Source organism: Eudoraea sp. (genome assembly GCF_049665975.1).
In the GTDB taxonomy this organism is placed as follows: Bacteria; Bacteroidota; Bacteroidia; order Flavobacteriales; family Flavobacteriaceae; genus Eudoraea.
Genome location: NZ_JBATGR010000270.1, coordinates 1 through 10783, shown reverse-complemented (window position 1 = coordinate 10783; position 10783 = coordinate 1). Strand labels below are relative to the sequence as shown.

General features: G+C 36.5%; 8 protein-coding genes. 6 read left to right on the top strand and 2 right to left on the bottom strand.

Annotated features, from left to right (window positions below):
- Nucleotides 1–767: 767 nt before the first annotated feature.
- Nucleotides 768–2618 (bottom strand): PorP/SprF family type IX secretion system membrane protein, encoded by a 1851-nt coding sequence (locus tag WBN20_RS09665; RefSeq protein WP_424281523.1) that lies wholly within the window; start codon nucleotides 2616–2618, stop codon nucleotides 768–770.
- A gap of 210 nt (nucleotides 2619–2828) precedes the next feature.
- Nucleotides 2829–4082, bottom strand: a complete 1254-nt coding sequence (locus tag WBN20_RS09660) for a cell envelope biogenesis protein OmpA (RefSeq protein ID WP_424271077.1) — start codon at nucleotides 4080–4082, stop codon at nucleotides 2829–2831.
- Between the two features lie 600 nt (nucleotides 4083–4682).
- Between WBN20_RS09660 and WBN20_RS09655 the strand changes: the two genes are divergently transcribed.
- The 6 genes from WBN20_RS09655 to WBN20_RS09630 form a co-directional block, all read left to right on the top strand.
- Nucleotides 4683–5198, top strand: coding sequence for an acyl-CoA thioesterase (locus WBN20_RS09655; protein ID WP_424271080.1), 516 nt, complete (start codon nucleotides 4683–4685; stop codon nucleotides 5196–5198).
- 383 nt (nucleotides 5199–5581) lie between these two features.
- Nucleotides 5582–6247 carry a dienelactone hydrolase family protein gene (locus WBN20_RS09650; RefSeq protein WP_424281522.1) on the top strand — a complete coding sequence of 222 codons (666 nt, stop codon included), beginning with the start codon at nucleotides 5582–5584 and terminating at the stop codon, nucleotides 6245–6247.
- Nucleotides 6240–6866, top strand: a complete 627-nt coding sequence (locus tag WBN20_RS09645; RefSeq protein ID WP_424275519.1) for a phosphoribosyltransferase — start codon at nucleotides 6240–6242, stop codon at nucleotides 6864–6866. Before WBN20_RS09650 ends, WBN20_RS09645 begins: the two co-directional genes overlap by 8 nt.
- Before the next feature lie 240 nt (nucleotides 6867–7106).
- Nucleotides 7107–7568 carry a pyridoxamine 5'-phosphate oxidase family protein gene (locus tag WBN20_RS09640; protein WP_424275520.1) on the top strand — a complete coding sequence of 154 codons (462 nt, stop codon included), beginning with the start codon at nucleotides 7107–7109 and terminating at the stop codon, nucleotides 7566–7568.
- 166 nt (nucleotides 7569–7734) lie between these two features.
- Complete coding sequence (gene ppsA, locus WBN20_RS09635) at nucleotides 7735–10137, top strand: phosphoenolpyruvate synthase (protein WP_424281521.1); 2403 nt, start codon at nucleotides 7735–7737, stop codon at nucleotides 10135–10137.
- Nucleotides 10138–10233: 96 nt separating this feature from the next.
- A partial coding sequence (locus tag WBN20_RS09630; protein WP_424281520.1) for an adenylate/guanylate cyclase domain-containing protein occupies nucleotides 10234–10783 on the top strand: 550 nt, incomplete at its 3' end.

The window sequence follows — 10783 nt, the reverse complement described above, 5'->3', positions numbered from 1 at the left end:
AAATGAGCAAGTTAATACGGATAATTCATTGCTCAATAAGCAATTTCTTAAACCATAGTAAATTGGGATGTACGTTAGTTCTGGACACTAGTCATCTATCTCTTACCGTGAAGTAAAATTTGATGTTAAAACAAAAACACAGGAATTAGCTGCACAAGTTTTATGAGCACCATGGAATAGAAATACATCCAATCTTGTTAAACTCATGAGGACCCGGATAGTTTCAGATACTTATAAGATATAACTAGAATATAAATTGTATTTACTATACTTTAAATGGGAGCCTCCTTTAAGAAGATTACAGGATGAGCTCTGGTTTTTGGCCTGTTGGGCTGGCTGCTTTTGGGGTAATTTTTAGTCTGCATATTATGGGGTTTTGGGGGTTGAGCGATTGTTATTCTGTTACTTTTATATTTTAAATATATATAAAAAATAGAAAAGCACTGATATAACGTAAGTATTTTCGTTCAAATGCAAACCAACCAGTCTGTAATTTTGTTTATTTTTACCGCTCTAAAATTAGCAAAGCTGCTGAAAAATAGGGGTTTATGTCTAAATCGACTATCCCAAAACAAATCTATATGCATTCATTGATAAACTAAAATTTTAGAATATATTTCATTGAAAGAAGGCCTAATCGCTAATGACTCCTGATTAATTACACTTGTTAGTATTCCATTATAGTAGGACACACATATATTTATGGATTACTATTTACAAGTATAACAGACAACTATTTTATTGTTCTTATTGTCCCTGGAAAATCATTAATCTTCATACATAAGATCTGCGGTTGCCGGGGGATTGTCAACCTGCATAATCCACTTTTCATCATTATATTTTCCATTTAAATCAGAAACATAAGCGACCTCGGCTTCTTCTTTAGCTTTAAAATCAGCCAAATAAACATAATACAAACCATTTTTCTTATTGTAAAATTGTTTCGCATTCAACCCCTGTTCATTCAGCTGATTCATAAAAGCATTTAAATATTTTTTGGTTTTATACACATTGGCAATTACGTAATAGCCAGATTGTACACCAATATCAGATAGATTTTGAATTTTTATTGGTAGTTTAATATACTCCTTACGTTCAGAAACGGATAATTCATCAGATGTATTAATTTCTAAACTCTTGGCTGTTTTAAATTCTATATTATTGGCAGCAGAGTTGGATTCGCCGTGGTTTGATGCCAATATGGTATTTTCCGGATTGTTGAAATCCTGTAAATTGGTTTTAATACTATTTTCAACATCACTTCGTAAAATCCGTACAATCATTTCAAACTTTTTCTCGAATTGGGAGTTCCGCGCATTCTCTATTGAGTCTTGTCTTAATATTAACTCGTCCAAAATTAAACGGTTTTGGTAAGCAAGAGAATTAGAATCTTCCTCTTGAGGAATAGTATATGCTACAAGAGTAGTCTCTGGTGTATTTTTTAAATTTTTATTTTTACTTCCAGATGACTTTTTAGTATCTCCTTTTGATTTACTTTGATCATTAGTTAATTTCGCTATTTGAGCTTCATACTTTTTAATAAGTTCATCAATCTGTTTCTTCTTGTCTTTATTTTGATTCTCCTTTAATTGCGCCAATTGTTCTTCGTAATTTTGAACAATTTCATCAATTCTGTTTTCTTCAGATTTTACTACATAGCCACCTATTGCGGAAGATTGATTTTTAAATGTATATGCTAAGGACAATTCATGATTCCAGCCAAATGCTGCATTTTGATCCAGGATATTCTTTTCTACCAAATACCCAAGAGATAACTTTTTACTAAGATTAAAACCTAAACCGATAGACATTCCATAGGTATCATCAAGTGTACTTTGAAACCAGCCATATTTAGGTAATTCAAGCAGAACAGACCCCACATATGCAAGACTTCCGTCCTCATTTTGGCCTAATTGTACAAGCGGCATTAATCTGGCATTGGAGAATAAACCGGAATTGGCCATAAATGCATGTGTATATTGCAGAGATGCTTTAACAGTTTTTGTATTAAAACTTGTTAAAAATTCATTGGTGGTCTGACTATATCTTAAAAGATCCTCCGCATAGATTCCGACATCAAATTTGCCATATGAGAATGTTATTCCCGGCTGTATAGCAATCTTATTTTCTAACTTAGCTTCCAGTATTTGAGGGTCATTTTCCGTGGCAACCACACGATTTTTATCTAATCCCAGGCTGTAATAGGTAACATTTGTACCAAATGTTAATTTACTTTTCGATCCTAATTGCACAGAAGTGGCGTAATTTGCATTAAAACCAAACTCCTGAATAACCCCTATTCGTTGACTGTAAACACCTATACCCAACGCGGTATGTTCATTAAATTTATTGCTAAACCCCAGATAGTAGTTTTGATTATTATCTTCAAAAGCAGCATACTGATTTCTATGCAAAATATTCAGATAAGATTTGTTTTCCCTAACCAATGAAAATGTTGGGTTTATTAGGAACCTATTAAAAAACAACTGATTATGATAAGCAGTGTTTGTACTTAGATCAGAGATTGCTTCCTGACCGTAAGAAGCTTGAATACAGAAAATCAGGCAAAACACTTTAAGTACGAAGACTTTCTTAATTATGTAGGTGTTACAGTTCATCTGATTGAAATTTAAAGTTTATTCTGAATACTTATAATCCGATTTATACTTTTTTAACTAGTGCTTATCGGGTTGGATAATTCGAAAAATTTCGTATTAACTATGCGTATTTTTCAATGGAATAGTTATTTTGAAACTATCGATCCTGGTGCTACCAGACAGATCATTGATGAGTACCTGTTTGGTTTAGGTTATAGCGCTGTTAAGCCTTTAATCATCATCATAAACAGAGCTTGCGAAATTTACTTTTACATCATTGCTAAAAACTTCTGCAAAGTTATATCCGCCATTTTCCTCTTGTTGGTTCTTTTTGGGATGCGAAAAAGAGAATGCCACTTGCTGAGTAGATTCTTCAGCATTTCCGCGATTAGACATTACATAGCCCATTCCATTCCCGGTAAGGGAAATTGCAAAATCATCTTTATCGCTATTAATAGGGCTGCCTAAATTTACAGACCAGCCCACTTTTTTATTAAAAACCTGTACCATGAATACATCCAGGCCGCCGTGACCTTTATGACCATCTGATGCGAAGAATAGGGTAGTACCTCCTGCAAGATTAGGGTATAGGTCGTTCTTTTTTGTATTTACCTTTTCTCCTAAATTCTTTGCAACCCCCATGCTACCATCTTTGTTTATTGCAGACACATAGATATCATATTTTCCAAAAGTGCCTGGCATGTCTGAGGCAAAAAACAATCGTTTGCCGTCATGAGTAACTGTAGGGTGCATACTGGAATAATATTTAGGCGATAATGCAACTTCTTTAATATTTTTCCATTGTCCATTGATCTTTTCTGCCCGATAGATTTTATGAACTAGTTGTTTTTTAGAGAAAACACCATACTTGGGTTGTATATAACTGGCTTTACTGAAATAAGCGGTGTTCCCATCTGCCGTAACCGTAATTGGAGTTTTATAGGCATTTTTGTAATTAAATGTTTTATCGTTTAAGGCCACTAAATCATTTTCCTCTTCCAATACCTGTTGTGTCAGGTCGACTAGTGATTCATCGGGTTTGTTTGATGAGCCTTTTACGGAGTTGTTTTGATAGGCTAATGACTCATCTATATGGTATTCGGCCTTAATTTGTGCCAACCAGTTTTTGGTATCATTGGTGCCGGCTATATCCGATCCAGATGTCTTTTTCAATGCATATTGATAGCGTTCAGAGTAACCGGAACCGAGGATGCCATCTTCACTGATAGCTATCAGTTTTTTATACCAAAATACGGCAGTCTCGTAATTTTGACTTAAAAAATTGGCATTGCCCAGATCTTCATAAATTTCTCTTTCGGCGTAGCCCAGGTTTAATAACTCCTGATAATTACTCGCCCGTTTACTGGCTTCATAAATATCCGGATTCACAGATTTGGAAAGCTTAGGATTCTGCGCATACGATGAATAGCAAAAAAACGTTAGTAAACATCCTAAAGCTACTTTGTAGGTTAAAGCATTCTTCATAGGTCAAGATATTGGGTTATTAATAATCCAAAGATCACAAAATGTTTGGAGCTATGACCTAGCAAAAATTCATAGGTTTTCGATAAATAGAGTCATTTATCGGATGAATGGAAGGGTAGAAAGGATTGTAATGCTACTTAAAAAAGTTTCTTAAGCCTTGCTATGATTGGGTTTAAGGACAATTTTGTTTTGAAAAGAAATTATTGATCGTTTTTTGGAAAAAAACTTCCTGAAAACTGTTGTTTTTTGAAGAATTGAGAGAAAAATTAGTTTTTTTAACATAAAGTTTGTGCTTTTTAGCTGTAACTTATTGGAGATATTTAAGCAGATAGTTAAATTGGAGCAGGCTATTTTAAGGTGTAATAAATGTTAAGCTGTTATACCTTCGCTGCTAACATAAAAGACATAAAATAATCAAACTTCCCTATCTTTATAAAATACATCTAATGAGAATAACTTCATTTAAAAGATATTATTGTCAACAACTATTTACTTAAAATATTTTTATTACTATTCAGAAACCTGTTGAATAATCGCTACCATTATGTATATTAATGACATTGTATGATACACTATTGGTTTATAATCATCAAAATTTTAGTGTTGCGCAATTTCCAAAGCTCTTTAGAAGCGGGAGAAACTTTCAAGCGTACATTTAAAGTTAGACTTTTTGATTGTGATGGTCTTCGTGTAATGACCGCATGGAAATACCCGGCATATATGGATTTTATGCGTTGGGAACTTATTGCCAGATCAAAATTATACAGGGCAATAGTAAAAAGGGGGCTTGCGCCAACACTGGGTTCTCAAAAGATCATCTATCGGAAACCTTTGAAACTATGGACAAAGTTCGATGTAGTTCTAAAAACTGCAGGCTGGGATGATAAGTGGGTATATCATATTCATAAATTCGAACAAGATGGGGAACTTAAGGCAATTGGTGTAACCAGGGCGCTAATTTGGAAAAGGGATGTGCCTAGCGTTCTTTCCGAGATTATGCAGGAAGTGGGCATATCGCAAATGAAAGAACCTCATTTATGGATATTGGAATTATTTAACAAGGACAGTGAAATTATTTCGGATAATCAACCAGAGACAGAAATTCTAAAAGATTAATTTTTCTTACGCAATTCCAGATGCTGCTGCAATAAACCCTTCAAACGCTACATATAGGCCTTTAATGCTACAACGGCAATATAAGGATGAAGTTTTCAGGAATGGTCATTTGGTTTTCATCTAAAAACGTATAAAGCTCCGCTTATTGAATATCAATTGTAATTGCCATCCCGATAATTAAGCTCAAAACAGCCCATAGTGTTTTCATAACCCAAAGTATAGTTAATCCAGTTTGTTCAAAACTAAATGGGAATGATCTAAATCAGTTTAATAATAGCAGACGGTAATGACCGTAATCATTGCCAGACTTGTTTGTAATCAATTACTTTGAAATTTAGATTTATAGTGATATTAAGCAATAAGAAATTAAAAATAGTTGAAGTATGTTGTTAGAAGAGGAGCATAAAACGATTGAGATACCTATAGGACAAGTCGTTCTAAGAGGAAACCTCTTTGTGCCCGAAAACGCCAATGCCTTGGTACTTTTTTCGCACGGAAGTGGAAGTAGCAGGCTGAGTCCCAGAAATAACTATGTGGCAAATGTACTTCAGCAAGAGGGACTTGCCACCCTATTATTCGATCTGTTAACTGAAGAAGAAGATCGGCTCTACAAAACGCGCTTTAATATTGATCTGTTGACTCAAAGATTGATAGCCGTAACGGAATGGATAAAAATACAGCAGCAAACCAAAGGATTACACCTGGCTTATTTTGGAGCCAGTACAGGAGCGGCCTCAGCATTAAGTGCTGCGGCATACTTTGGTGATGAAATTGGCGCGGTGGTCTCCAGGGGGGGCAGGCCAGATCTTGCTATGACCGAGTTGCATATGGTAACTGCACCTACACTGTTGATCGTTGGTGGTTGGGACAAAGTGGTAATAATACTGAATCAAAAAGCCTATAGCAAATTGAGATGTGAACGGAAACTGGAAATTATTCCCGGAGCTACACATCTTTTTGAAGAACCTGGCAAATTGGAGGAAGTGGCGGCATTATCGGCAAAATGGTTTACAAAACATCTAAAATCAAAAAGGCCCAATAATGTTTAAAGATAGAATAGATGCGGGAATTCAGTTGGCAAATAAATTACTGCCATTTAAAGATAAAGAAGTAGTAATTCTGGCCATTCCCCGAGGTGGATTACCCATTGCGGTAATTGTTGCAAAAGCGCTGCAAGCCCCTTTGGATGTTGCTCTTTCCAAAAAAATTGGTCATCCATTTAACAGGGAATATGCCATTGGCGCTGTAAGCCTGGAAAATAGTATTCTTAATGATGTCTCAGGGGTTCATAAAAACTATATTGTCGAAGAAACAGCGCGAATTAGGGAAAAATTAAAACAGCGACACCAACAATACTATAAAAGCAGACAGCCAAAAGATTTAAAGGATAAGATTGTAATTATTATAGATGATGGCATCGCCACAGGAAACACCATTCGGGTTACCGCAGAATTGGTTCGTACCCAAAATCCCAAAAAAGTAATTGTGGCTATTCCCGTGGCACCCGGTTCGGCTGTTAAGAATCTTGAAGATTCATCCCATATAGACCAGGTAATCTGCTTACAGACTCCATCTGATTTTATGGCTGTAGGGCAGTTCTATGAATTTTTTAACCAGGTCTCCGATGAAGAAGCCATACAGTTATTAGAAGAATGTAATAAGGCTTAATTAAAATACAAGAATGCTAAAATTTACTTAGGTTTTTGAAATTGAGTGCATCATTCCACGGCTTATTTCATTATTGATAATGGCAATATATGCCAAGGATAGCTCATTAATAGTTTTAAGCATAATCTGTTTATCCAACTGATCTGAATCATTCCAAAAGTTTTTTCTTAATACTAAGTTTATACATTAAAGTGGGAATTATTCTTAGGAATATTTTGAATATGATCAAATTATGTTGTCATGATAAAAAAATTAGAAACCAAAGAATGCATAGAGCTGTTGAACAATAATTATATTGGGCATTTGGCATTCATATCACAAAAAGAACCTTATGTACTTCCAATTACCTATTATTACAATCAGGCAAATAATACAATTATAGCCTATTCTTCGGAAGGCCATAAGGTGGAGGCTATGCGGAAAAATGATACGGTCTCACTAGAAGTCGAAGAGATAAAGTCTGTAAATAATTGGCGATCTGTACATTTACATGGTACGTTTGAAGAATTACAAGGAATTGATGCCAAATACCTTTTACATGAGTTTACCCAAAATGTAAAAAAGATAATTACCCGAAAGGAAGGTGTACACCCCAAATTTATCGGCGAATTTTCAAGTAAATTAGCTGAACAGGGTATACCAATAGTATATCGGATCAATATAAATGAGATTACTGGAAAATACCGGGAGGGCCCGAAATAGACTAGAGGGATAATTCCAGGATGCAAGTCCTGTCTATTGTAATTGTTTTAACCGGCTTGCAACTCACTGTTCAAAATTATAGTAGAGCTTGGGATACTAAAGGAAATTTGTTGTGTGAGAAATGATTTCAGGTTTTAGGAATCACTGTTTTGTAAATAAAAAAGCAATGAAAAAATATATCAAACACTTCGATGAAATAGGGATACAAGATATTCCGCAGGTAGGTGGCAAAAACGCTTCTTTAGGTGAAATGTATAACAAACTTACATCCCAAGGGCTAAAAGTGCCCAATGGTTTTACGACTACTTCTGATGCTTACTGGAATTTTCTGGATGAAAATTCCCTTCGAAAACCTTTACAAATTGCTTTAGCACAATTAGATACCGAAAATTATTATAATCTGAACGAAATTGGGGCAAAGGCCCGTAAGATGATTTTGGGTGGAAAACTGCCATCAGATCTTTCCCGAAAAATTATTGAAGCCTATCAAAATTTGTATAAAAAGGAACAGTTTGCTGTCGCGGTACGCAGCAGTGCCACGGCCGAAGACCTGCCTGATGCAAGTTTTGCGGGCCAGCATGATACATTTTTGAATATAAAGGGCAGAGCTGCATTACTTAAAGCAGTCAAAAAGTGTTTTGCTTCTTTATATACAAATCGTGCAATTAAGTATCGCGAAGAAAAGGGTTTTAAACATGATGAGATAGCGCTCTCTGTAGGAGTACAAAAAATGGTGCGGGCAGACATGGGCTGTTCCGGCGTCGGTTTTACTATTGAACCTGAATCCGGCTTTGAGAATGTCATCTTGCTATCCGGTGTATGGGGATTAGGGGAGAATATTGTTCAGGGTACTGTTAATCCCGATGAGTACTACATATTCAAGCCAGGACTGGAATTGGGAAAATACCCCATCATCCAGAAAAAAATGGGGGATAAAAAATTAACCATGATCTATGAAGAGTCCAAAAAGGAGACTCCAACAGTCAATATACATACACCGCTTCCGAGACAGCGACAGTTTGTATTATCAGATGAAGAAATAATTACTTTGGCACAATGGGCTTCGGTAATTGAAAAACACTACCAAAAACCTATGGACATCGAATGGGCAAAGGATGGACTTACCAATGAACTCTATATTATTCAGGCCCGTCCTGAAACGGTTCATCAGAGTAAGAACAAAAAACTACACATCCAATATAAACTACAGGAAAAAGGGAAAGTACTGACTAGCGGAAATGCGGTTGGTTCCAAAATAAAAGTTGGGATACCCTGTCTGTTGCAATCGCCCAAAGAGGGAAAAAATCTGACAACGGAACATATAATTGTTACCGATACCATAACGCCAGACTGGGATCCCTTATTGAAACAAATAGGTGGTATTATAACCAATAAAGGCGGAAGAACCAGCCATGCTGCAATAGTAGCACGGGAGCTGGGCGTTCCGGCAATTGTGGGTTGCCATAATGCCACGGCTATTATTGAGGATGGGGAAATGATTACTTTATCCTGTTCGGAGGGTAAAACGGGATATGTCTATGATGGTAAACTTCTTTTTAAAGAGGAGGAAATCGATTTTTCAAACATACGGATGCCGCATACCGAGGTAAAAATGATATTGGCCGATCCAGAAAATGCTTTTCAATTATCACTTTATCCTAATGATGGCGTAGGTTTATTGCGAATGGAATTTATCATAACCCACTCTGTAAAAGTGCATCCCATGGCCCTGGTCAAATTTAATAAGTTAAAAAATGCCACCATAATACAGCAAATAAACAAACTTACGCAGGGTTATACGAACAAGCAGGACTATTTTATAGATCAACTCTCACAGGGTATCGCCACTATAGCGGCGGCATTTTATCCTAAAGAGGTCATAGTTAGGTTGAGCGATTTTAAAACCAATGAATATGCCAACCTGATTGGGGGCAAGGATTTTGAGCCAAAAGAGGAAAACCCAATGTTGGGATTTCGGGGGGCATCCAGATATTACAACAACCTCTATAAAGAAGGGTTTGCCCTGGAATGTGCTGCCATTAAAAAAGTACGAGATACCATGGGTCTTGATAATCTTAAAGTTATGGTTCCTTTTTGCAGAACGTTGGAAGAAGGTAAAAAAGTGGTAGCCATTATGGAAGAAAACGGATTGAAAAGAGGCGCGAAGGGTCTTGAAATTTATACGATGGTAGAAATTCCAAGCAATGTAATTTTAGCAGAGGAATTTGCTAAAATATTTGATGGATTCTCCATCGGTTCGAACGATTTAACCCAACTTACTTTAGGAATAGATCGCGATTCCGAATTGATGGGCCAATTGTTCGATGAAAATGACCCCGCTGCCAAAAAGATGATCGCTATGGCCATAGCTTCAGCACGAAAGACCAATACAAAAATTGGGCTGTGCGGACAAGCGCCCAGCGACTTCCCGGAATTTGCCAGTTTCTTGGTAAAGGAAGGCATTAATAGCATATCCTTTAATCCGGATGCCCTATTACAGGGGATTGAGAATATTAACAGGGCTGAGAAAGGTTTTGTAACCTTTGGGCAGGCTGCCAGCAGTAATTAATATTCTCTTTTGGAACAATCAAAGTCGGAGTAGCCGGTTTAACTGGATTGAACTTTAAATGAATAATACGTACTGGCAAAACACAAAAAATCTACAATGCATGCCAAAAGAAAATTAGCCGCAATTATGTTTACCGACATTGTCGGTTATACGGCCTTGATGGGATCAGATGAGGATAGGGCATTTGAAGTGTTGGAAAAAAGCCGGGATATTCATATCAAAAGCATCAATAAATTCAGTGGCAAACTTATCAAAGAAATGGGCGATGGTATGTTAGCTCAATTTGATACTGCAATTGACTCGGTGTTGTGCGCAATCGAAATACAAAAACAGGCCAGGCAGCAAATCAAAGAGAAAATTCGGATCGGATTACATCTGGGTGATATCACTTTTGATCATGAAGATATTTTTGGAGATGGCGTAAATATTGCCTCTCGATTACAAGCGGCCGCAGACCCCGGAGGTATTTATATCTCTGAATCTATCCAAAAATCCATTCGGGCCAAAAGCGCTGTTAAGACGAAATACCTGGGTCAGGTCAAATTAAAAAATGTTGATTATCCGGTAAACACCTATTGTATAGTAGCAGATGGACTACCAATCCCTTCTGCGGCTAAAATAGAGCAGCTTAAGGGAAATAGTCTGT